Source organism: Leclercia sp. G3L (genome assembly GCF_021117075.1).
GTDB lineage: Bacteria > Pseudomonadota > Gammaproteobacteria > Enterobacterales > Enterobacteriaceae > Enterobacter > Enterobacter adecarboxylatus_C.
Genome location: NZ_CP088265.1, coordinates 131,843 through 154,750 on the forward strand (window position 1 = coordinate 131,843; position 22,908 = coordinate 154,750).

The window sequence follows — 22,908 nt, forward strand, 5'->3', positions numbered from 1 at the left end:
ACGGGGCATTACGCCCCGTGGTTTAACATTCAGCCGTTGATTAGTGCGCGTTCGATGTAACCTGACGCCCTGCAGCACGATCCCAGATAATAGCCAGTACCAGTGCAACAACGGTAGGCATCAGCCACGCCAGACCCTGTTCAGACAGCGGCAGACGCTGTGTCCAGGCGGGCAGCATGGCGCTGATTGCCGATGCCTTAATACCGTCAAGCATACCAAAAAGCAGACTGATAAACATGGCCGGAGCGATAATTCGTGTGGAATTATTCCACCAGCCGCGGGTGAAGCTCAACACCACCAGCACGATGCACGGCGGGTAGATGGTGGTCAGCACCGGAATAGAGACCTGAATAAGATGGCTCAGCCCCAGGTTCGACACCGCCATCGAGAAGCCGCCGAGGATAAACACCAGCGTACGGTAAGAGAGCGGAACGTACTGAGCAAAGAACTCCGCACAGGCACAGGTCAGGCCAACCGCCGTCACCAGACAGGCCAGGAAGATCAGGATAGCCAGCATCATGCTGCCCGCGCCGCCAAAGGTGTGCTGAACGTAGGCATGCAGAATAGCCGCACCGTTCGCGCCCTGGTCAACCAGCACGCTGCTGTCGGAACCCAGACGGAACAGCGCCAGATAGAGCAGCGCCAGCCCAGCGCCCGCCATCAGGCCAGCCCAGACGGTGTAGCGGGTCAGCAGACGCGCTTCGGTCACGCCGCGGGAACGCGCAGCGTTAACGATCACGATACCGAATGCCATTGCGCCCAGCGTATCCATGGTCAGGTAACCGTTCACGAAACCGTTAGAGAAAGCGGCGTTCTGATAGGCTTCGGTGGCGGAGCTCAGCGGGCCAGCAGGCCAGACAATCGCCGCTACAGCCAGCACCAACAGGGCCAGAATCTTCATTGGGGCCAGGAAGTTGCCCACGGTATCCAGCAGCTTGCCAGGATAGAGCGACACCAGGATCACGATGGCGAAATAGACCAGGCTGTAGATAAACAGCGGCAGCGGGCCATCGCCGGTCAGCGGGGCAATTCCCACTTCGAAGGAGACGGTCGCGGTACGCGGGGTCGCAAACAGCGGACCGATCGCCAGGTAGCAGACCACGGCCAGCATCACCCCGGCGACTTTACCAATTGGCGCGCTGAGGCTGTCGACGCCGCCGCCTACTTTCGCCAGCGCCACGACGGTCAGTACCGGCAGGCCCACTGCGGTGATCAGAAAGCCGATCGCCGCGGTCCAGACGTGTTCACCCGCCTGAAGACCCACCATTGGTGGAAAGATGATGTTGCCCGCGCCAACGAACAGCGCAAATGTCATAAAGCCCAGTGCGATGATATCGCGCGATTTCAATTGATGGGTCATAAAACCTTACTGCCTGTGGATGTGGTGTTGAAAACGTTGAATTTTTCGCTATCCCATGCGGAACAAAACAGCGGAAAAAATGTGCAATTTCAGCGGGAAATGCTCCCCTGCTGCCGTGGTCAGGAATATTTTTTCGATTTACCACGCAAATACAGTCTGTCCGACAATATCAGGAGGGCAATTTAAACGCTTATAACGTTTAAAGGCAATATGGGATCGCAAAACCAGAACAATATGCCAGGTTGAAAGTAAGACCTGAAACATTACACCAATTATCAGAAAAACCCATGGCTAATCATGCGAACAAAAAAGCATCAGGCGTATAAAATTTACCCGCGCTTCGGTTGACTGCAAAGCAAACAGGCCAGCTTACGCTGGCCTGTGGCAATATCTGATTACAGGAGGGTCGTCAGGCGCTGTTACTGGCAATCAAACGTTCCGGGATCACGAAACTGAAACGCGTGCTTTTACCCGGCGTGCTGACGATATCGAGACGGCTGTCGTGGTGATTGATGGCGTGCTTCACGATAGCCAGCCCCAGTCCGCTGCCGCCCGTCTGGCGAGAACGGGCTTTATCCACCCGATAAAAACGCTCGGTAAGACGGGGAATGTGCTCCGGACCGATACCCGGGCCATTGTCTTCCACGCTGAACTCCGCCCCCGTGGGCGCATGCTGCCAGCGCACGGTAATGTGGGTGCCCGCCGGAGTGTGATTCACCGCGTTATAAACCAGGTTGGAGATGGCGCTGCGCAGCTCATCGGTACTGCCGCGCACTTTGAGGCTGTTATCCACCTCGAAGGTGAGCTGATGTTGCTGCTGGCTCAGGGTTTGCGCCTCGCGCTCTAACATCCGCAACATCATCGGCACGTCGATGGTTTCGTTGAGCGCCAGGGTTGGCGCAGCCTCAATACGGGAGAGGGTCAGCAGCTGCTTCACCAGCCCTTCCATGCGCTGCGTCTGCTCGCGCATGGTCTGGAGCGCTTTTTCCCGCGGCGCGCCCTCCAGGGTCTGCTCCTGCATCATCTCCAGATAGCCCTGCAACACCGTCAGTGGGGTGCGTAACTCATGGCTGACGTTGGCGAAGAAGTTGCGCCGCGCCCCTTCCAGCTGGTGCATTTGCGTCACATCGCGTGCCACCATCAGCCACTGTTTGTCGCTGTAGGGCATGACGCGGATCTCCAGATGGCGACCGTTGTTCAGCACCAGATTGTGCGGGCGGGTGAAATCGCGTTTCTTCAGATACTGCGCAAACTCGGGGTAGCGCAGCAGGTTGAGGATGTTCTGTCCATTATCGTCAGGCCAGCGCAGGCCCAGCAGCTGTTGCGCCAGTCCGTTACACCAGAACATCGCTCCCTCTTCGGTGGTGAGCACCACTGCATCCGGCAGAGATTCCGCACCGCTGCGAAAGCGTTTGATCAGGCTACCCAGCTCGCGTCGGCGTTTTTTATTACGCATCTGCATCTGGTGAAGACCATACAGAAGGGGTTCCCAGCTGCCGCTGCCCGGCGGTGGGGTCATACTTCTGTCAACCCACAGCCACCATGAGAGGCGGAGCAGATTCCAGAAGTGCCAGATCAGCAATCCCGTGACTGCTGTCAGCAAAAACCAGGGTAAATAACCGAAAACGGCCCCGAGGATCAGGGCCGGGATACAGCAAAGGACCAGTTCAAAACAGAGCCTTTTCCATGACAGACGTTCCAGCACGCGTCACACTCCTGTCATTGTTCAGAAACGGGTTGAGAAACGATAACCCGTGCCGCGGACGGTCTGTACCATGCGATCGTGACCGCTGGTTTCCAGGGCCTTACGCAGACGACGAATATGCACATCCACCGTCCGGTCTTCAACATACACGTTAGTGCCCCAGACATTATTGAGCAACTGCTCGCGGCTGTAGACGCGTTCCGGGTGGGTCATGAAGAAGTGCAGCAGTTTGAATTCGGTCGGTCCCATATCGAGAGGATTTTCACCGGTCATCACGCGGTGCGAAGTAGGATCCAGGCTCAGGCCCTGCATCTCAATCACCTCTTCCACCGCCATCGGTGAAATACGGCGCATCACCGCCTTGATACGCGCCACCAGCTCTTTCGGGGAGAAAGGTTTGGTAATGTAGTCATCCGCCCCGGTCTCCAGACCGCGAACGCGATCTTCCTCTTCGCCGCGGGCCGTCAACATCATCACCGGGATATCGCGGGTTAAGGCTTCACGTTTGATATGTTTGATGAATTGCAGACCAGAGCCGCCGGGCAACATCCAGTCGAGCAGGATCAGATCGGGCCAGGGTTCGTTGAGCTGATTCACCGCGCTGTCGTAATCTTCGGCTTCCACCGGTTGAAAGCCATTTTGTTCGAGCACGAAACAGACCATTTCACGAATGGGTGCTTCATCTTCTACGACCAGAATACGTCTCGCCATACTTAGCCCTGTCTTATTTAGGTTACATGTTTGTAATACGGCGTCATTATGCGTCAGATTTATGACAGATTTATGAAAAACCTGCCCACCAATAAAGGCAAGCCGTTGTTTTCTGGCCGCCCTGATTGTAGCGGTTATCTTCCTTCCCCTGAATGTTTATAATCCCGCTTACTTTTTTTTGCCACGGATCTGTTATGCGCATACTTCACACCTCGGACTGGCATCTGGGACAAAACTTTTACAGTAAAAGCCGCGCCGCCGAACATGAAGCGTTTCTCAACTGGCTGCTTGAGATGGCACAATCTCACCAGGTGGATGCCATCCTCGTGGCCGGGGACATCTTCGACACCGGATCGCCGCCCAGCTATGCGCGAGAGCTGTATAACCGTTTCGTGGTCAATCTGCAGAAGACCGGCTGCCATCTGGTGATTGTTGCGGGCAATCATGATTCCGTGGCCACGCTGAATGAATCCCGTGAGATTCTGGCGTTTCTCAACACCACCGTGGTCGCCAGCGCCGGTCACGGGCCGCAAGTTCTGCACAAACGCGACGGTACCCCCGGAGCGGTGCTCTGTCCGATCCCGTTCTTACGTCCTCGCGACGTGATGAAAAGCCAGGCGGGCCTCTCGGGGATGGAGAAACAGCAGCAGCTGTTAGCCGCCATCACCCACTATTATGCCGATCAGTATACCGCCGCCTGCCAGCTTCGCGGCGACAGCGTCCTGCCGATTATCGCCACCGGGCACCTCACCACCGTCGGCGCCAGTAAAAGTGACGCAGTACGTGACATCTATATCGGGACGCTGGATGCCTTCCCCGCCCAGCATTTCCCGGCGGCGGACTATATCGCGCTGGGCCATATCCACCGCGCCCAGAAGATTGGCGGCTGCGACCACATTCGCTACTGCGGATCCCCTATCCCCCTCAGCTTTGACGAAACCGGCAAAAGCAAATGCGTGCATCTGGTGAGTTTTGACCAGGGTAAGCTCAGCGCCGTTGAATCTCTGGAGGTGCCCATCACCCAACCGCTGGCGGTGCTGAAGGGCGATCTGGCGGCCATCGCCGCCCAGCTGGAGCAGTGGCGCGGCGTGGAGCAGACGCCCCCCGTCTGGCTGGATATCGAAATTGCCACCGAGGAGTACCTGCACGACATGCAGCGTAAGATTCAGCGCCTGACGGAAGATCTGCCGGTGGAGGTGCTGCTGGTGCGGCGCAGTCGAGAGCTGCGCGAGAAGCTCCTCGCCAACAGCCTGCGTGAAACCCTCAGTGAGCTGCGCGTGGAAGAGGTGTTCGAACGCCGCCTGGCGCAGGAGACCCTCGACGACGCCCAGCGAACCCGGTTAAACGAGCTGTTCAGCCATGCGCTGCACGCCCTGGATAACGAGGAGGATAACGCATGAAAATTCTCAGCCTGCGCCTGAAAAACCTCAACTCGCTCAAGGGCGAATGGAAAATCGATTTTACCGCCGAGCCCTTCCTCAGCAACGGCCTGTTTGCCATCACCGGCCCTACCGGCGCCGGGAAAACGACCCTGCTGGATGCCATCTGCCTCGCGCTCTACCACGAGACGCCGCGCCTCAACACCGTATCGCAATCGCAGAACGATCTGATGACCCGTGACACCGCCGAGTGTCTGGCGGAGGTGGAGTTTGAGGTGAAAGGGGTGGCCTATCGCGCCTTCTGGAGTCAGAACCGGGCGCGCAATCAGCCGGACGGTAATCTCCAGGTGCCGCGCGTGGAGCTGGCCCAGTGCGAGGACGGCAAAATCCTCGCGGATAAAGTGAAAGATAAGCTGGAGCTTGTCGCCTCGCTGACCGGGCTGGACTATGACCGCTTTACCCGCTCGATGCTGCTCTCCCAGGGGCAATTTGCCGCTTTCCTCAACGCCAGGCCGAAAGAGCGCGCCGAGCTGCTGGAGGAGCTGACCGGCACCGAAATTTACGGCCAGATTTCGGCGATGGTATTTGAAAAACACAAAGCGGCGCGCAGCGAGCTGGAAAGACGTGAAGCTCAGGCCGCCGGCGTGGTATTACTCAGCGACGAGCAGCAACTGCAACTTCAGCAAGGTTTGCAGGTACTCACTGACGAAGAACAACAGCTGCTGGCTCAACAGGAAGCGCAGCAGAAAGATTTTCACTGGCTGACCCGCCACGATGAGCTGTTGCGTGAGCAGCAACGGTCGATGACCGCCCGGCAGCAGGCGCAGCAGGCCCTGGCCGACGCTACGCCAGAGCTGGAAAAGCTGCATCTGGCCCAGCCCGCCGCCCTGCTGCGTCCGCAGTGGGAGCGGCAGCAGGAGCAGAGCATCCGCCTGGCGCAAACGGAACAGCAGATGCTGGATGTGAATACTCGCTTACAGTCCAGCGAGGCGCTGCGCGCGCGGATCCGCAACGGAGCGCTGCGTGCGCAGGAACAGCTGCAGACCGAGCTCACCACCCTGACGCAGTGGCTGGCCGACCACGACCGCTTGCGCCAGTGGGGTCAGGAGATGGCAGGCTGGCGTGCACACTTTACCCAGCTGAATCGCGATAAAACGCAGCTCGCGACGCTGACCCGGCGTATTGCGGAATTACGGCAGAAGCTGGCAGGTCTGCCGGAAAACAGGCTGACGCTCACGGCGGAACAAGTCACCGCCGAAATGGCGCTGCAAAACCAGGCCCGCGCGGCGCGCCAGCGTCTGACCACCTTGCATGCCCGCTATCAGCCTCTGCAAAAGCGCCTCAGCCAGAATAACGAAAGCGTGCAAAAGGCGCAGGGCGAGCTCGCAAAACTCAACGAAACGCTGACGCTGCGCCGCCAGCAGTACAAAGAGAAAAACCAGCACTATCTCGATCTGAAAGTCCTGTGCGAGCAGGAAGAGAAGATCAAGAAGCTGGAGAGCTATCGGGCCGAACTGGAATCCGGAAAACCCTGCCTGCTCTGTGGCTCCACCGAACATCCGGCGATCGCGCAGTACCAGGCCTTAGCGCTCACGGAAAACCAGCGCCGCCGGGACGCGATGGAAAAAGAGGTCGCCGCCCTCAAAGAGGAAGGCCTGCTGCTGCTGGGCCAGGTGAATGCCCTCACCACCCAGCTGCAGCGGGAAACAGACGAGGCGCAGACGCTGGCCCGGGACGCGGAGGCGCTCACCGAGGAGTGGCAGCAGGTTTGCGCTTCCCTGACGGTGACGTTGAATATTCAGGATGATATCGCCCCCTGGCTGAATCAGCAGGAGCAGTACGAGCAGCAGCTTTACCAGCTTAGCCAGCGCCTGACGCTGCAAAACCAGCTGAATGAAGAAGAGGCCCAGGAAGAAGGCTATCTCCAGCAACTGGCCGCAGCCCGCACCGCGATGGAGAAATCCCTCCAGGAATTGTCGCTGGCGATGCCTGAGGACGGTGGGGAGCCGGTCTGGCTCGCGGAACGTGAAAAAGAGTCGCAGCGCTGGCAGGCGCAGCAGTCTCAGCACAGCGCCCTGCGGGAACGCATGGCTGCCCTGACGCCGCTGCTGGAGACCCTTCCGGCGACGGAGTCCATTGAAGCAGAAAGCGTTATTCCGGAGAACTGGCGCGAAATTCATACCGAATGCGTCTCCCTGCACAGCCAGCTTGCCACCCTGCAACAGCAGTTCAGGCTGGAAAGCGAACGCCTGCAACACGCCCAGGAACAGTTTGCCGCCGCGCTGGCCGCCAGCGTCTTCAGCGATCGCGAGGCGTTTCTCGCGGCCCTGCTGGATGATGCGACCCTTCACCGTCTCGAGCAGCTGAAACAGACTCTGGAAAATCAGATCCAGCAGGCCACGGCGCTGCTTCAGCAGGCCGGCCAGCGCCTGAACGAACATCTGGAACATCGCCCGGACAACCTGACGACAGACGTGCAGCTTTTACAGGCGCAGCTACAGCAGCTCGCGCAGAAGCTGCGTGAAAACACCACCCGCCAGGGGGAGATCCGCCAGCAGCTCAAGCAGGACAGCGATAACCGCCTGCACCAGCAGGCCCTGATGCAGGAAATTGCGGCCGCAGCCCGGCTGGCGGATGACTGGGGTTATCTCAACGCACTGATCGGTTCTAAAGAGGGGGATCGCTTCCGTAAGTTTGCCCAGGGCTTAACCCTCGACAACCTGGTGTGGCTCGCCAACCAGCAGCTGACCCGCCTGCATGGCCGCTACCTCCTGCAACGCAAGGCCAGCGACGCGCTGGAGCTGGAAGTGGTAGATACCTGGCAGGCGGATGCCGTGCGCGATACCCGCACCCTTTCCGGCGGCGAAAGTTTCCTCGTGAGTCTGGCGCTGGCGCTGGCGCTCTCCGACCTGGTGAGCCACAAAACGCAGATTGACTCGCTGTTCCTTGATGAGGGTTTCGGCACCCTGGACAGCGAAACGCTGGATACCGCCCTGGATGCCCTGGATGCGCTGAATGCCAGCGGCAAAACCATCGGCGTCATCAGCCACGTCGAGGCGATGAAAGAGCGCATTCCGGTACAGATCAAAGTGAAGAAAATTAACGGGCTGGGGTACAGCAGACTGGATAAAGAATTTGCCGTTTCGTAGGCCGGGCAAGCGCAGTGCCGCCCGGCATTCACACGATCAGTGTGGCCATAACCAGGCGGCGCCGCGCACGCCGCTGGAGTCGCCGTGTACCGCTTTGCGGATCGGCGTTTCACATTCGCCGCCAAACACCCACTGCTTCACCAGCTGCGGTACGGTGGTATAGAGGCGATCCACGTTGCTCATCCCGCCGCCCAGCACGATCACGTCCGGATCGAGAATATTCACTACGTGCGCCAGCGATTTAGCCAGCCGCATTTCGTAGCGGCTGAAGGCCAGCTCCGCAACGGCGTCCTGCTCTTCCACCAGACGCATGATCTCATTGCCTTTCAGCGGATGTCCGCTCAGACGACGATAATCGGTGGCGAAACCGGTGCCGGAAATAAAGGTTTCGATACAGCCCTGTTTTCCGCAGTAGCACGGCACTTCGGCGCGGTACTTCAGCTCGTCCTCATCCATCCACGGCAGCGGGTTATGTCCCCACTCGCCTGGGGTGCCGTTGCCGCCGATATGGGCCCGGCCACCAAAGGCCACGCCTGCCCCACAGCCGGTGCCGATGATTACCGCGAATACCGTCTGCGCCCCCGCTGCCGCGCCGTCGATCGCCTCCGATACTGCCAGGCAGTTGGCGTCGTTCGCCAGCCGCACTTCCCGGTTCAGGCGCTGGCTTAAATCGCGGTCGAAGGGCTGGCCGTTAAGCCAGGTGGAGTTAGCATTTTTCACCACCCCGGTATAGGGCGAAATCGAACCTGGAATGCCCATGCCCACCGTGCCCGTCTGGCCGGTGGCCTTTTCGGCCTTCTCCACCAGGCTAGCAATGGTTTCAATGGTCTGCCGGTAATCATCGCGCGGGGTCGGCAGGCGATGGCGGAACAGCTGTTCCCCCTGCTCGCCCAGGGCAATGACTTCTGTTTTGGTGCCGCCGAGATCAATACCAATTCGCACAGGACGTTCCTCATTTTTTTGATTATCAACAGAGTAGAAGCCTGCTACCCGATTAGCAATGCAAGCGATGCGACAATTCGCTATCATGCCCGCTGAATTAAACGACAAGACCGTGGAAATTATCATGCTGTGGTTCAAAAATTTGATGGTTTACCGTCTCAGCCGCGACATCGAGCTGCGCGCCGACGAGATGGAAAAACAGTTAGACCTTTACGCATTTACCCCGTGTGGCAGCCAGGACATGGCGAAAACCGGATGGGTTCCGCCTATGGGATCACAGAGCGATGCGCTGACCCACACCACCAATGGTCAAATCATTATCTGCGCGCGTAAGGAAGAGAAGATCCTGCCGACGCCAGTAGTGAAACAGGCGCTGGAAGCCAAAATTTTCAAGCTGGAAGCCGAACAGGGCCGTAAGCTGAAAAAAACGGAAAAAGATTCGCTGAAAGATGAAGTTCTGCATTCGTTGCTGCCGCGTGCCTTTAGCCGCTTCAGCCAGACAATGATGTGGATCGACACGGTTAACGGCCTGATTATGGTCGACTGCGCCAGCGCCAAAAAAGCGGAAGATACGCTGGCATTGCTGCGTAAAAGCCTCGGTTCGCTGCCGGTGGTGCCGCTGACGATGGAAAACCCGATCGAGCTGACCCTCACCGAGTGGGTGCGGGCCAACAACGTCCCGCAGGGTTTCCAGCTGCTGGACGAAGCCGAGCTGAAAGCGATCCTTGAAGACGGCGGCGTTATCCGCGCCAAGAAGCAGGAGCTGGTCAGCGACGAGATCGCGGTGCATATCGAAGCCGGCAAGCTGGTGACCAAGCTGGCACTCGACTGGCAGCAGCGTATTCAGTTCATGATGTGTGACGATGGCTCCATCAAGCGCCTGAAGTTCTCCGATGAGCTGCGCGATCAGAACGACGATATCGACCGGGACGACTATGCCCAGCGTTTTGATGCTGATTTCATTCTGATGACGGGTGAACTGGCGGCGTTGATTCAGAGCGTGGTGGAAGGGCTAGGCGGCGAAGCACAGCGTTAATGCTTCATGCCAGGCTTTATGCCAGAAACAGGAGCCGGGTTAACCCGGCTCTTTTTTTTACAGATAACGACACAGATAGGACGCAGGCTCAGCCACCTGCAGATGGAATTCGCTGTGGCCTGGCACGTTGAAAACATCGCCCGGGTTATAGACCTTCCACTCGGTTTCCCCCGGCAATAACACTTTCAGTGAACCGCTGACCACGGTCATCTCTTCAGGCTGCGCGGTACCGAAGGCATACTCCCCTTCAGCCATCACGCCAACACTGGCACGGCCAGTAATGCTGCTGGTAAAACCAATGGACTTCACTTTACCGGAAAAGTATTCATTACTCTGAAGCATGGACGGGTCCTTATTGTCATTGGATGTGAATCCAATATAGGGGTGACGCTCCATGCCTGTCACGCAAAATCATCAGACCAGCAATTCCGAGGCCAGCCGGGCGACCAGCACGTTTGACAGCAGCACCGGCACATCCAGGGTTTTTTGCAGTAAATCGCGGTGACGTTGATGGAAACCGAGGCAATCGAGCATCAGCACGTCCGCGCCGCGCTCCAGCAGATCGCGCCCGGCGGCGATCAGTTTTGTTTCGCTGTCCCAGAATGGATTGGCCACGGCGAGCAGTGGGGTATTCACCAGCCCACGCCACTTATGCGACTGGTTTTCCAGCAGTTCGGGGATCGGCACGATCACCCCCACCTGATGGCTGTCGACAATCGATCCCACCAGCGGCGGGATGATCCGCATCGGCTCAAGCAGGATCGCATTACGGGCAACGAGACCGGTGACAGGCGCCGTGCTCATCAACAGGATCACCTCATAGTCCCGGTTATCGAGGACTTCAATCACGCTCTGCAGGGCGCGTTCGATCTTTGGCAGCGAAACGTTGCCCAGCTCGCCGTCGCTGAGCAGGGTTGGCAGCAGCGCCTCACCCGGTTCAGGGGCGTAGTCTTCCATGACCTCTTCCCTGCTCAGCGTACCGAGCAGACTGTGGTGCGTGATCTGTTGTTCAGAGATATGCTCCGTTAAGAGCGGGAGCACTTCGCTTACCGGGACTACCCCAATGGTGAGGATCGCCAACGTCGCTTTCATCATTCTCGCCTTTCTTTACTACCACCGACCGTGACACAGAGACAGGCTCGCTTCGCTGTACAGTGCGCTGTTCAGGAAAAAGTGCTGAAAAGCGTAGCAGCAGATTAACGTACCGGAATGTAAAGATCCGCGAGCCTGACAGGATGTGTCTGTAAAACCTGTACATTACCCTCCGTTTAAGGTTATCGCTTTTTAAATAGTATGATTAGCGTTCGGTTTTTTCCGCTTTCAGATTTTGATCAGGCCTTATCCGGGTCTTCGTAACGCACTTTGGCATCCTGCGCTTCGAGCTCCGTTTCGTGCTCGCTGATCAGCGAATCGGGTTTTGGGTGGTCAGCACGCAGCTGATACCAGGTGACAGTCTGGCCCGTCGCACCTTTTTCAACGGCAACGATACGGGCTTCACGCGGATAGGGAGGTCTGGTTGGCATAGTTCATCCTTTTTTTAATGGCTGAACTATCAGTATAGACATCAGTTAGCTGGCGCATGCCAGATGCAGTGCGGTTACGATATTTTGTACCACCTGGGCCGGTGGCAGCGAAGCATCGACGACGTGGTGAGCGGCTTCGCGATAGAGGGCGTCGCGCTCTGCCAGCACCGCACTCACCTCTTCGCTGATGGGCTTGCCGGTCAGGGTCGGGCGCTGGCCCTCTTCCGGGAAGGCTTCGAGGCGTTCAACCAGCACCGGCACCGGCGCGCTAAGGTAAATCACAGTACCCTTTTCGCGCATAAACTGCCGGTTCCAGGCCGACAGAATAATGCCGCCGCCGGTAGCAATAATGCCGGAACCCGCCGTCACCGCCTCGAGGGTCGCCGTTTCGCGGGCGCGGAAACTCTCCCACCCTTCCTGCTCAACGATCTCGGCAATGCTTTGACCGGCGTGGGTCTGCAACCAGTGATCGGTGTCGACAAATTCGCTCTGGCACAGACGAGCCAGTTCCAGACCGACGGTTGTTTTTCCACAGCCGCGGGGGCCAATTAAAAAAATAGGCTGGGTCATAACCAGAAGTTCCCTTTGAGGCCGCGCACATGCGGTAGGTAAAGTCGAAAAGCGTGCAATGATACCATTAAACTAGTACATAAGTTAATCGTAAAAATATTATTACACCAGATGTGGTATTAAAATGACATTCCAGTCAACCCCGGATATATAAAGGGGGATTCTGTAAAGAAATAATGGCACTGAATGGTGCGCTCACCTTACCTGAAGCCACCCGCCGTTGACAACCCCGGAACGGGGTAATCCTGGTCAAATCATATGTCATGGTGATGATTAACCCTGGCGGCGCTTCACTTCCAGCAGCCATTTATCGAGTTCGGCGGCAAACAGCTGCCTGTCGCGCGGGGATAAACTGTCCGGCCCGCCGGTCTGCACGCCGCTGGCACGCAGGGTATCCATAAAATCGCGCATCGTCAGCTTTTCGCGAATGGTGGCCGGGGAGTAACGTTCCCCGCGCGGGTTCAGCGCCGCCGCCCCTTTCTCCAGCACTTCTGCCGCCAGCGGGATATCGGCGGTGATCACCAGGTCGTCGGCGCTGCACAAACGCACAATTTCGTTATCGGCCACGTCAAAACCGGCCGGTACCCGCAGGGTGCGAATAAAGCGGGACGGCGGTACCCGCAGGTTCTGATTCGCCACCAGCGTCATCGGCATCTGGACGCGCTCGGCGGCACGAAACAGGATCTCTTTAATGACATTCGGACACGCATCGGCATCCACCCAAATCGCCATCTTCTCTCTCCGGCATATAATGCTGCGTAATAAAACCTGATAGGCTAAAGTTCCACAATCATAACAAAGTTTAAGAGGGAGACGTGATGGAGAAGAAAATCGGTTTTATCGGCTGCGGTAATATGGGCAAAGCCATTCTCGGCGGTCTGATTGCCAGCGGTCAGGTCCTGCCAGGCCAGATTTGGGTCTATACCCCCTCGCCGGACAAAGTCGCCGCCCTGCACGACCAGTACGGGATCAACGCCGCGCAAAGTGCTCAGGAAGTGGCGCAGGTAGCCGATATCGTCTTCGGGGCAGTGAAGCCGAACATGATGGTGAAAGTCCTGAGCGATATCACCTCCAGCCTGAATAAAGAGACGCTGGTGGTCTCCATCGCCGCAGGCGTCACCCTCGATCAACTGGCGCGCGCGCTGGGCCATGATCGTAAAATCGTCCGCGCCATGCCTAACACGCCGTCGCTGGTCAATGCGGGCATGACCTCCATCACCCCTAACGCGCTGGTGACCGCCGAAGAGGTGGCCGATGTGATCAACATTTTCCGCTGTTTCGGGGAAGCCGAGGTGATTGCCGAGGCGATGATCCACCCGGTGGTCGGGGTCAGCGGATCGGCGCCCGCCTACGTATTTATGTTTATCGAAGCGATGGCCGATGCGGCCGTTCTCGGCGGGATGCCGCGCGCGCAGGCCTATAAATTTGCCGCGCAGGCGGTGATGGGCTCAGCCAAAATGGTACTCGAAACCGGTAAACATCCGGGCGAGCTGAAAGATATGGTCTGTTCCCCGGGCGGCACCACTATTGAAGCAGTGCGGGTGCTGGAGGAGCGCGGCTTCCGTGCCGCCGTCATTGAAGCCATGAATAAGTGCATGGAAAAATCAGAGCTGCTGAGTAAGTCCTGACCGACTGCCGGACGTCAGGCCGCCACTTCGGTGCGGTTACGTCCGGCATTTTTCGCTTTGTAGAGCGCGATATCCGCCGCTTTAAGCCACTCCTGATAATGCACCATCGACGTCGTGAGCGGCGCTACGCCGACGCTGATGGATATCTTTACCTGAGGCGATCCCGGCAGATGTAAATCTGCCAGCCGTTCGTGTACCCGCGACATTGCCGCAATGGCGCTTTCCGCCTGCGTGCCGCTCATGATCACCGCAAACTCATCACCGCCAAAGCGGCCAATCATATCGCTGGCGCGTAGCGTGAGCTGTAGCTGCCGGGTGACGGCGACAATCGCCTGATCGCCAACGTCGTGGCCCCAGGTATCGTTAATGCTCTTGAAGTGATCGATATCGATCAGCAGGAGCGTGGCGCTACGGTGGTAGCGGCGGCAGTTTTCATATTCTGTGCGCAGCAAAACTTCCCAGTGGCGACGATTAAACACCCCCGTCATACCATCAAGAGTACTCATCAGCTCAAGCCGGCGCTTATGTTCCACCAGACGACTCGTCGTATGGAAACTCACCCAGGCAAACAGCATCGGGTAAAAGACGATCACCGGCAGCGCGAGCCAGAGTTCCAGCGGCGTGCTGACGTAGTCCGGCGTCACGCGCGTGAGCTGCAGGGAGACCAGCGCCGCCAGTGCGGTCATCATCACCCCGGGGCCGTACAGCCGGATCCCGCCCACGCCAATAAGGTTCATGCTTATCATCATGACCAGCGCCGCGCTTGGCATGGCATTAATTCCCATCACCCCAATCCAGACCCCGGCCACAATGGCGTCGACTTTGAGGTTAAACATCTCGCCGTTCCAGGGATCGGTAGAACGCGCTGCTAATTGCCAGGCCAGATGGGGCCAGACAAACGCCCAGCCAACCAGCAGCAGCCACCAGACACCGTTGACCGGCTGCGCGACCAGCACGCTGGCAATCGGTAAGAAGAGAATGCCCAGACCCACCGCTCGCGGCCAACGCAGCCGACGAGCCAGTCGGATACCCGCACGGTGATACTCATCCGCTGAATGCGCCTGACTCATTCCTTCCCGGGCATAGACTTTGCTGTAAAAGTTTTCATCATTCATAATTTTTGGGAACACTCAAAAGCATTTTCCCAAATTATAGAAAGGCTTACTCAAGGCTAAGTATGATATTTCGGGTGAGCCACCGGGCTCGCTCACCCGTTTGAACTAGCCGTTTTTCTTCAGACAGGCACTCATAAACTTATTTCGATCGTCGCCTTTAAGGGATTGTTGGGTCGCCTGACTGTTGCATTCGCGCATCCTTTGTTGCTGCGGCGTCAGGCTTTTTTCGCCGGGTTTAGAGGAGGCGTTTTTCAGGCAGTCGCTCATATAGGTCTTACGGGAATCGCCCTTCAGCGCCTGGGCGGTGGCCTGTTGATTGCAGGTGGTCATACGTTGCTGCTGCGGGGTTTGCTGTTTATCCTGGGCCCCCACCGGGGTAAGAGAAAACAGACCAAAGAGCAGCGTAACCAGCAGTGTGATTTTCATAGCACTTTCCTTCTGTGGATGATCACAGTAAGTCTGGTTCGTGCTGCTGAAAAAACCACCCGTTAGGTGTTTTTTCGTGCCGGGCAGTGGAGTCGGTAACGCCATCTGGCTTGCCGGATTTTTTATCAGGCGCATAGTGGGTATATTGCCCGGTCAGGGGCAGGCTGGGTGATATCACCCTGGGCGGCACGATTATTCAGAACCCTGGTCGATGCCACAGTTTCAGCATAAATTGTGGGGGTAAATAACAGGGACAGTAATGCAATATAAAGTGCGCTCTGTTTCACTTATTTTTTCCATGTAGAAATACATAAAAAAATAAAACAGAGCGACTATAGGCAACCGATGTGACGGTTCTATGACATGAAATTACGTCAGATGACCGTTCAGTTGCGCGGGTGCCGTAACAGCTTTTTTACGTATTGCTGCAGCATTTCGCTGTCCTGCTCAGAGACCTGTGTGTCTGGTCGGGCCTCATCCAGCGCGCCTTCCACGCTATCAATCAGCGCCTGCTGCTCACTTTGCGCCATCTGTCGTAACAGCGCGGTTACCACAATTTCTAACGCTTCGACCTGGGCCACCAGCTCTTTTGACTCTTCTTCCTTTTGTGCAAGCTTCAGCAACAACTCAGCAATGAGATTTTTCACAGCGCTATTTCCTTATGAGATTTTTTCCGACGTTATCATTATGCCTGAGGCTTGCAAAGTAGTTAAAAGTACTATTTTTAGCCGGACAACACACTCCTGATAAATTAATCTGCCGGGCAGCCGGGAAAGAGGCACTTTAAATTAAATTAAAGCGTCGAGGCAGTGCAAAATAAAAGCAGAACCGCCATTTCAAATAAAAGATAATGACAGCCCTGCTTAAATATATTATACAGCAAGGCTACAACCGCTTATTCTCCCGGATGCTGGCTTCCTGCTGGCGTCGCCGCCGCATGGCCCATGCCAGCTGGATTATATTCAATAAGACCACCACCGCGGTGGCGGCAAAAACCCAGCGGAAACCGGCCATCGCCGAGACTGCCGCCCCCATCAGCGGACCGGCGACGTTCCCCAGATACATAAATGACTGGTTATAACCGAAGATCCGCCCGGTCACCCGATCGCTGGAGTATTTAATCAGCAGCGTCTGTACGGCAGGCAGCATGGCACCATCGGCAAAGCCCAGCAGGAAGCGCAGCACCCCAAGCTGGAAGGGGGTGGTGACAAAGGACATGGCAAAAAAGAGCACCACCGCCACGATAAGCGTCGCCATCAGAATGCGACCGGTGCCGATGCGATCCCCCAGCTTGCCCAGACGCGGGGCAGACATCAGCGCGGAGATGCCCGGCACGGCGGCAATCATCCCGCTGAGGAAGGCGATATTATTGCTGTCGGGCGCCATCGACTGAATAAACAGTGCGAGGATCGGCCCCACCGAACCGTTACAGAGCTGGATCACCATAGTGGTGATAAACAGGCTGAGCATCAGCCATGGGTAGGGCAGCGAGGCAAACACCGCCTTACCGCTCAGCCGCTCCGCCTTGCTCGTCGTCGGACGAGCCCCCTCTTTAATCAGAAACAACGTCACCAGAAAGCTGATCACCAGCAGGACGGCGGTGATGAGGAACACCGCGCGCAGGCCCACGTGGTCAGCCAGAAAGCCCCCCATCAGCGGGCCGCCGATCACGCCGCTGATCTGCGCCGTCGACAGGGTACTGATGGCCCAGCCGCTGCGCTCCCGGGGCACCTGTGAGGCCACCAGCGCCATGGCATTCGGGATATAGCCGGAGGTCAGCCCCATCAGCGCACGCAGCAGGAACAGTTGCCAGACGTTAGTGGCAAAAGCCTGGAGCAGGATCGCAATCGCCATTCCCAGCGAGGCGCGCAGCAGCATCAGCTTGCGCCCTTTGCGGTCGGCCAGGCTGCCCCACATTGGCGAGACAATGGCCGAGACCAGAAACGTGACGCTGAAAGTCAGGCCCGACCACATCGACAACGCCTCGTGAGACGAGACGCCAAGCTGGGACACGTACAGCGGCAAAAAGGGTAAAATCTGGCTGATGGCAAGGCCGGTGAAAAAACAACCGAACCAGACCGAAATGAGGTTAACTTTCCACGATTCCATAGGCGGATACTGTCTTCGTTTTGCATGAATTCGCTATCAGATTACCAACTCAGGCTGTGCCGAAAGTTATCAGAGATGCGCCTGCCGCGACTTCGGTGTTTTATCTTCCCAGTCATCATATCTGTGAAACATGTCACATATTTTTGCCTTCTATCTGGTGATTTATACTTTGCGGGCAGTAGCCAAAACCGCGCATGCCCAGATGAAAATGGTTGGCGTGGGCGGCATTGTAATCCGGGCCGAGGGCATTGCCGAAGTAGCCGCAGCTGGCCCCGAGCAGCGCCCGCAGCCACGGCTGGGTGGTGGCGTTTTGCCAGCCGCGCAGGACCGAGATCCGCTGCCCGTTCTCCAGCGTAAAGCCGCTGATATCCAGCGCCTCGGCGCTGGCATGCTCGCTGCGCCGGGCATTGGGACGATGATAGATGTTCCGACAGGCAAAGCTGCCCAGATGGTCAATGCGCGACAGGCTGCTGCCCATCATGGTTTGGGTAAGGGGCCGGGCCTGCTGGTTGACGAACAGCGCCGAGCTGAGCGCCAGCGGGCAGCTGGCGAGAAAGCTGCTGCTGAGGCTGACGCTGCCAAAGCTACGCACGCGCACCACGTCGCTCAGCGGACACTCTCCCGTGCTGTCGGCCACCGTCTGGGTGCGGATCAGCTGGCGCGCATTGGCCTGCGCCAGCAGTATTTCACAATGCTCAGGGGACAGGCGCCTGAGCTTAAACTGGGTCAGGGTCCCGGGAGGATCGTCGAGAGATAGCGGGGCAAAGGGGTTGTAATACGACGGCAGCCAGCGGTAACTTGCGATGGCCGCAGAAATGACAGCAAGACAGATAATCAGGCTTTTCCCTTTCACTCACCCTCCTGAAACAATGTGCCAAAACATTATGGCAGAAGGCGGCGAATTCCGCCGGGCATCGTGATAGGGTAAGCGTTTTGAGTCAGAGTGGATGAGCGAAGTGATGGCGAAGTTGCGGGTAGGTATTGTCTTTGGGGGAAAATCAGCCGAGCACGAAGTGTCGCTGCAATCGGCCAAAAATATTGTTAACGCGATTGATAAGAGCCGCTTTGAGGTCGTGCTGTTAGGCATTGATAAACAGGGTCAATGGCACATTAACGACGAGCAGGGCTATCTGCTCAACGCTGACGATCCGGCGCACATCGCGCTGAACCCGTCTGAGATTAGCGTTGCCACTGTGCCAGGCATGATGCAGGGCCAGCTGATCAATGCCAGTACCGGGCAGACACTGTCACAGATCGACGTCATTTTCCCGATTGTCCACGGCACGCTGGGCGAAGACGGCTCCCTGCAGGGGATGCTGCGGATGGCTAACCTGCCGTTCGTCGGCTCCGACGTGCTCGGTTCCGCCGCCTGTATGGATAAGGACGTCACCAAGCGCCTGCTGCGCGATGCCGGGCTGAACGTGGCCCCCTTTGTCACCCTGACCCGCGCCAACCGCGACCAGCATACCTTTGCCGATCTCAGCGCCCGCTTTGGCCTGCCGCTGTTCGTCAAACCGGCGAACCAGGGCTCCTCCGTCGGCGTCAGCAAAGTGAACAGCGAAGCGCAGTTCAGCGAGGCAGTGCGTCTGGCCTTTACCTTCGATCACAAAGTGGTGGTGGAACAGGGAATCAAAGGCCGTGAGATTGAGTGCGCGGTGCTGGGGAATGATTTCCCGCAGGCCAGCACCTGTGGTGAAGTGGTGCTGAACAGCGATTTCTACTCTTACGACACCAAATACATCGACGACCAGGGCGCTCAGGTGGTGGTGCCCGCCGCGCTGGATCCAGAGGTGAACGACGCGATCCGCGCCATTGCCATTGAGGCGTATCAGGCGCTGGGCTGTCGCGGCATGGCGCGTGTCGATGTCTTCTTAACGGCGGATAATCGCGTCGTGATCAATGAAATCAACACACTGCCAGGCTTCACCAACATCAGCATGTACCCGAAACTGTGGCAGGCCAGCGGCCTCAGCTACCCGGATCTGATTACCCGCCTGATTGAACTGGCGCTGGAGCGACATGCCGCTGACAGCGCACTACAGATTTCCGTTAACGGTTAATCCGCGTCGTTCGCCGTCGTCTCTTCCGGGCGACGGCGAATGATAAACCCTGCCAGCCAGAAACTGATAACCCAGGTCACCAGCCCTACCGCATAGGTTTGCCAGCCCTTCGCTTCGAAGCCCAGCAGCCCCACCACCCCGTTCAGAATAAAAATCAGCCCAATAGCAAAGGCGTAGAAGTGCCAGTCACGGCGGATTTTGGCAGGCAGTTTCATGGTCGCTCCAGAAGAAAAAATCTATCCTCGCACAGTTTTGTCGTCAGGTCTGCGGCGTATGCGGAAAATCTGAAATGAGAGTGAATTTCACTTAAGTAAAAAATCTGTGATGCGCGGCAAAAATTGCACATCCAGGAGAATTCTCCAGGCCAAATTACCATCATTCCGATATTGACATCCGCCATGAGCTGTCAAACTCAGCGTGTACAACAGGCATATAGCCAGGCAGAACATTCCGGAGGTAGTTATGGCAGACTTTACTATGTCGAAGCCGATTTTCAGCACCAGACAACCTAAGACCTCCACGGCAGGAAATATCGCATACGCTCTGTTTGTGCTGTTCTGCTTCTGGGCAGGCTCACAGCTGCTGAATATCCTTGTGCATGCTCCCGGCGTGTATGAGCACCTGATGCAGGTCGAAGACTCCGGTCGCCCGCGCGTGGAGATTGGGCTGGGCGTCGGGACCGTATTCGGGCTGATCCCGTTCCTTGTGGGGCTGGTGGTGTTGGGCGCCGTTGCCCTGGTCGTGCGCTGGCGCCGCTACCGCTAATTCAGCGCCATACACTTCGCCCGGCGATCGTCAACGCGCTGGGCAAACCAGGCGGTAGTCAGATTGCGGGTGATTTTCGGGCTCTCAAGCTGGATCCCCGGTAATATCGCTTTCGGGAGTTTCTTTCCGCTCTTCTGCTCCGCCAGCTTGTACACCTGCTGATAAAGTTCGGTTTTCTCAAATGCCAGGCTGTCGCCTTTCGCCAGCTGCTGGCGAATCTCACTGTCGCTCATATCCAGCTTGCTTTTAAGCTTACGCACCGCCAGTTCCGTCTTCCCTGCCTCGCTGCTGCCATAGACGATCAGATCTCCGTCCAGCGCCAGCTTCACCCCGCTGGCGCGGCTGACTGCACTCTGGAATGCCGCATTGCGGCTGGCGTACCAGCCGGCGTTGAAGTCAGCAAAGCGGTAGAGCGGCACATCGTAGCTGGCGGGATAGTTCAGCAGATGGTAAGTGCCAAACCACAGGCCGCCGCGCAGGGAAAAGACCTCCTGACGCACCGTATTCTCGATTTTCCACGGATAGCCGTCGGTATGCTTTTCCGCGAAGGCGATACTGACCTGCATTGGCCCACCGGTATGCACCGGGTTCAGGGAGCCAAACAGGGTCTGCCCCATCGGCACCGTACCGATCATATCGTCGAAGATGGCGCTCAGCTGTTTCTCGGTTTTCACCGTATCCAGCCGCTCGCTGTAGCTTTTCCCGTTCGGCGAGGTGATTTTCAGCGCCGTATGGACCAGGAACGCCGGGATGTGCAGCTTTTCTGCCCGGCGATCGATCTCTTTCCAGGCGATTTTGTTCAGCCCCGGCACCGCCGGATCGGACTGATACAGCGACTCCTGCTGCGCCACCGCCAACACCGAGCAGATATTCTCCTCGGTGGGGGCAATCTTCTGGCTCTCAAAGGTTTTTGCCAGCGCCGAGGCCCACTGGTCCCGGTCTTTCACCGTGGCGGGCATTTTTTGTCGCACGACGCTGGCCACATCGACGGGCTTTTCGCCCTTTTTCAGTGGCGCAGCTTCCCTCTCAGCACACCCGGCTAACACCAGGGCGGCAAGCAGCGAAAAGGGTAATGCACGCGGTACGATAAAAGACATAACGACTCCCTGTATTAGCTCAATGTATGGGTCACTTCCTGTAGATCCTGACCATCCAGCTCACGTTCAAAACTGCGTAAACGTTTATAGATTGACATCAGCTCCACCAGCGTGGTCCATGAGCTGATCAGATACTGGAACGACCCCCGTACCTGACCAAACACATTGGTGATTTGCGTCATAAGACCCAGGGTGATAGTACCGGCCACAATCGACGGGAACAGCAGGAACAAGCCGAAAACGTTATCCACCTGCAGATAAAGGATGCGGGCGATGTTGAAGTACATGTAGTGGAAATAGAGGCGGAAATAGTTGCGACGCACCGCGCCGAACAGTTCGCGCACCGTCGGCGGCGAGGCGCGGCTGGCGTCGTCTTCGCCATAGACCAGCTCTTTACGGTAGGCCGCTTCGACGCGCTGGTTTTTAAACTCCAGCCCCGGCAGTTTGATCCCCACCGCCGCCAGCAGACCCGTACCCATCAGCGACCAGACAATCGCGGCGATCACCAGGCCGTACGGCAGATGGCCGACAATTGGCAGTTCCGGCACGTGGGCAGACAGCGTAACCAGCACCGGCAGGAAGGCGATCAGGGTCATGATGGCGTTGATAAAGCTGACCCCCATATCTTCAAGGGTGGATGCGAAGCGCATGGTATCTTCCTGCACACGCTGGGCGGCACCTTCGATATGGCGCAGCTGCTGCCAGTGGGCCATATAGTATTCGTTCATCGCGGTGCGCCAGCGGAACACGTAGTGGCTGACAAAGAAATTATTCATCACGCCAATAACAACGGCGATCAGCGCGATCCCGAGGAACACGCCGACTTCATGATAAAACTGGTTAATAGTGACTTTGTGCGGCGCGCTGAGCGCGGTCTGGATCAGATCGTAGAACGGCGCATACCAGGCGTTGACCGCCACCCCGACCTCCACCAGAAACCAGGTGACAAAGATAATCAGCGAGGTACCGAGAATCGACCAGTACTGCCAGCGGTGCGGCGAGTAGATAAACCAGAACAGGGCAAACGCCCCGATGCAGAAGGCGTAATAAGCATAAAAGAGCAGATAGCCCGGCGACCAGAAACGCGCCGCGCTGATTGGCACATCGCCTGTGGCACCGACCAGACGCGCAAAACCGTCAGCGCCACCGGCCTGCCAGAAAATGACAGCGATCAGGGCCCAAATAAAGGCCGAAAGGAAAAAGGGCCCCGGTTTGGGGAAAAACGACTTAAACATAACGCTTCCTTCTTGTAGTTATCGCTACTGCTGTGGACGACGGATTATCAGACCTGCCGGCCTGGTTTTAGTTCGCCGTCAACCGCCACCTGCACGGA

Annotated in this window: 23 protein-coding genes and 1 pseudogene; 6 read left to right on the forward strand and 18 right to left on the reverse strand. The window is 57.4% G+C overall.

Going from position 1 to position 22,908, the window contains the following annotated elements:
- Positions 1-40 precede the first annotated feature (40 nt).
- From brnQ to phoB, 3 genes are all read right to left on the reverse strand, one after another.
- Positions 41-1,360: a branched-chain amino acid transporter carrier protein BrnQ gene (gene brnQ, locus LRS40_RS02065; protein WP_142488406.1), complete on the reverse strand. Its 1,320-nt coding sequence runs from the start codon at positions 1,358-1,360 to the stop codon at positions 41-43.
- 409 nt (positions 1,361-1,769) lie between these two features.
- Positions 1,770-3,065 (reverse strand): phosphate regulon sensor histidine kinase PhoR, encoded by a 1,296-nt coding sequence (phoR, locus tag LRS40_RS02070; RefSeq protein ID WP_142488404.1) that lies wholly within the window; start codon positions 3,063-3,065, stop codon positions 1,770-1,772.
- A gap of 21 nt (positions 3,066-3,086) precedes the next feature.
- Positions 3,087-3,776 carry a phosphate response regulator transcription factor PhoB gene (phoB, locus tag LRS40_RS02075; protein WP_032616792.1) on the reverse strand — a complete coding sequence of 230 codons (690 nt, stop codon included), beginning with the start codon at positions 3,774-3,776 and terminating at the stop codon, positions 3,087-3,089.
- Positions 3,777-3,970: 194 nt separating this feature from the next.
- Here phoB and sbcD point away from each other — a divergent pair, with 194 nt between their 5' ends.
- Both sbcD and sbcC read left to right on the forward strand, forming a co-directional pair.
- Entirely contained in the window at positions 3,971-5,176 is a 1,206-nt protein-coding gene (sbcD, locus tag LRS40_RS02080) for an exonuclease subunit SbcD (RefSeq protein ID WP_231312982.1), read from the forward strand.
- The gene (gene sbcC, locus LRS40_RS02085; protein WP_231312983.1) at positions 5,173-8,304 is read left to right on the forward strand and encodes an exonuclease subunit SbcC; all 3,132 of its coding nucleotides are present in this window, start codon (positions 5,173-5,175) and stop codon (positions 8,302-8,304) included. Before sbcD ends, sbcC begins: the two co-directional genes overlap by 4 nt.
- 36 nt (positions 8,305-8,340) lie before the next feature.
- Here the strand turns inward: sbcC and mak are convergent, their stop codons facing one another.
- Positions 8,341-9,246 carry a fructokinase gene (gene mak / locus LRS40_RS02090; RefSeq protein WP_231312984.1) on the reverse strand — a complete coding sequence of 302 codons (906 nt, stop codon included), beginning with the start codon at positions 9,244-9,246 and terminating at the stop codon, positions 8,341-8,343.
- Between the two features lie 124 nt (positions 9,247-9,370).
- Here mak and rdgC point away from each other — a divergent pair, with 124 nt between their 5' ends.
- The gene (gene rdgC / locus LRS40_RS02095; protein ID WP_156263070.1) at positions 9,371-10,282 is read left to right on the forward strand and encodes a recombination-associated protein RdgC; all 912 of its coding nucleotides are present in this window, start codon (positions 9,371-9,373) and stop codon (positions 10,280-10,282) included.
- A gap of 57 nt (positions 10,283-10,339) precedes the next feature.
- On the opposite strand, the gene ppnP is transcribed toward rdgC, so the two are convergent.
- From ppnP to LRS40_RS02120, 5 genes are all read right to left on the reverse strand, one after another.
- The gene (gene ppnP, locus LRS40_RS02100; protein ID WP_106992107.1) at positions 10,340-10,624 is read right to left on the reverse strand and encodes a pyrimidine/purine nucleoside phosphorylase; all 285 of its coding nucleotides are present in this window, start codon (positions 10,622-10,624) and stop codon (positions 10,340-10,342) included.
- A gap of 72 nt (positions 10,625-10,696) precedes the next feature.
- Positions 10,697-11,374 carry an AroM family protein gene (locus LRS40_RS02105; protein ID WP_142488399.1) on the reverse strand — a complete coding sequence of 226 codons (678 nt, stop codon included), beginning with the start codon at positions 11,372-11,374 and terminating at the stop codon, positions 10,697-10,699.
- Between the two features lie 239 nt (positions 11,375-11,613).
- The gene (gene yaiA / locus LRS40_RS02110; RefSeq protein ID WP_142488398.1) at positions 11,614-11,805 is read right to left on the reverse strand and encodes a protein YaiA; all 192 of its coding nucleotides are present in this window, start codon (positions 11,803-11,805) and stop codon (positions 11,614-11,616) included.
- 45 nt (positions 11,806-11,850) lie between these two features.
- Positions 11,851-12,375, reverse strand: coding sequence for a shikimate kinase AroL (aroL, locus tag LRS40_RS02115; RefSeq protein ID WP_156263068.1), 525 nt, complete (start codon positions 12,373-12,375; stop codon positions 11,851-11,853).
- Between the two features lie 273 nt (positions 12,376-12,648).
- Positions 12,649-13,107 carry a YaiI/YqxD family protein gene (locus tag LRS40_RS02120; protein WP_156263067.1) on the reverse strand — a complete coding sequence of 153 codons (459 nt, stop codon included), beginning with the start codon at positions 13,105-13,107 and terminating at the stop codon, positions 12,649-12,651.
- 86 nt (positions 13,108-13,193) lie between these two features.
- On the opposite strand from LRS40_RS02120, the gene proC reads away from it, so the two are divergent.
- A complete protein-coding gene (proC, locus tag LRS40_RS02125) occupies positions 13,194-14,003 on the forward strand; it encodes a pyrroline-5-carboxylate reductase (protein ID WP_142488395.1) in 810 nt (269 codons plus the stop codon).
- 14 nt (positions 14,004-14,017) lie between these two features.
- On the opposite strand, the gene adrA is transcribed toward proC, so the two are convergent.
- The 6 genes and pseudogenes from adrA to LRS40_RS02155 all read right to left on the reverse strand — a co-directional run bounded on the left by adrA (position 14,018) and on the right by LRS40_RS02155 (position 18,506).
- Positions 14,018-15,133 carry a diguanylate cyclase AdrA gene (gene adrA / locus LRS40_RS02130; protein WP_231312985.1) on the reverse strand — a complete coding sequence of 372 codons (1,116 nt, stop codon included), beginning with the start codon at positions 15,131-15,133 and terminating at the stop codon, positions 14,018-14,020.
- Between the two features lie 90 nt (positions 15,134-15,223).
- Positions 15,224-15,544, reverse strand: coding sequence for a phosphate starvation-inducible protein PsiF (gene psiF / locus LRS40_RS02135; RefSeq protein WP_142488393.1), 321 nt, complete (start codon positions 15,542-15,544; stop codon positions 15,224-15,226).
- Positions 15,545-15,626: 82 nt separating this feature from the next.
- Positions 15,627-15,831 (reverse strand): annotated as a pseudogene (locus LRS40_RS02140) (alkaline phosphatase); the annotation flags it as partial.
- A 99-nt stretch (positions 15,832-15,930) separates the two neighbouring features.
- The gene (gene iraP, locus LRS40_RS02145; RefSeq protein ID WP_142488392.1) at positions 15,931-16,191 is read right to left on the reverse strand and encodes an anti-adapter protein IraP; all 261 of its coding nucleotides are present in this window, start codon (positions 16,189-16,191) and stop codon (positions 15,931-15,933) included.
- Between the two features lie 238 nt (positions 16,192-16,429).
- Complete coding sequence (locus tag LRS40_RS02150) at positions 16,430-17,653, reverse strand: multidrug efflux MFS transporter (RefSeq protein ID WP_231312986.1); 1,224 nt, start codon at positions 17,651-17,653, stop codon at positions 16,430-16,432.
- Between the two features lie 133 nt (positions 17,654-17,786).
- Positions 17,787-18,506, reverse strand: coding sequence for an extensin family protein (locus LRS40_RS02155; protein WP_231312987.1), 720 nt, complete (start codon positions 18,504-18,506; stop codon positions 17,787-17,789).
- A 106-nt stretch (positions 18,507-18,612) separates the two neighbouring features.
- Here LRS40_RS02155 and ddlA point away from each other — a divergent pair, with 106 nt between their 5' ends.
- Positions 18,613-19,713, forward strand: a complete 1,101-nt coding sequence (ddlA, locus tag LRS40_RS02160) for a D-alanine--D-alanine ligase (RefSeq protein WP_231313857.1) — start codon at positions 18,613-18,615, stop codon at positions 19,711-19,713.
- On the opposite strand, the gene LRS40_RS02165 is transcribed toward ddlA, so the two are convergent.
- A complete protein-coding gene (locus LRS40_RS02165) occupies positions 19,710-19,928 on the reverse strand; it encodes a DUF2754 domain-containing protein (protein WP_142488388.1) in 219 nt (72 codons plus the stop codon). The genes ddlA and LRS40_RS02165 overlap by 4 nt on opposite strands.
- 247 nt (positions 19,929-20,175) lie before the next feature.
- Here LRS40_RS02165 and LRS40_RS02170 point away from each other — a divergent pair, with 247 nt between their 5' ends.
- Entirely contained in the window at positions 20,176-20,478 is a 303-nt protein-coding gene (locus LRS40_RS02170) for a DUF2755 family protein (protein WP_106992096.1), read from the forward strand.
- On the opposite strand, the gene LRS40_RS02175 is transcribed toward LRS40_RS02170, so the two are convergent.
- Positions 20,475-21,575 (reverse strand): DUF1615 domain-containing protein, encoded by a 1,101-nt coding sequence (locus LRS40_RS02175; RefSeq protein ID WP_142488387.1) that lies wholly within the window; start codon positions 21,573-21,575, stop codon positions 20,475-20,477. The genes LRS40_RS02170 and LRS40_RS02175 overlap by 4 nt on opposite strands.
- A 14-nt stretch (positions 21,576-21,589) precedes the next feature.
- Positions 21,590-22,810 carry a peptide antibiotic transporter SbmA gene (gene sbmA / locus LRS40_RS02180; protein ID WP_142488386.1) on the reverse strand — a complete coding sequence of 407 codons (1,221 nt, stop codon included), beginning with the start codon at positions 22,808-22,810 and terminating at the stop codon, positions 21,590-21,592.
- Positions 22,811-22,908 lie beyond the last annotated feature (98 nt).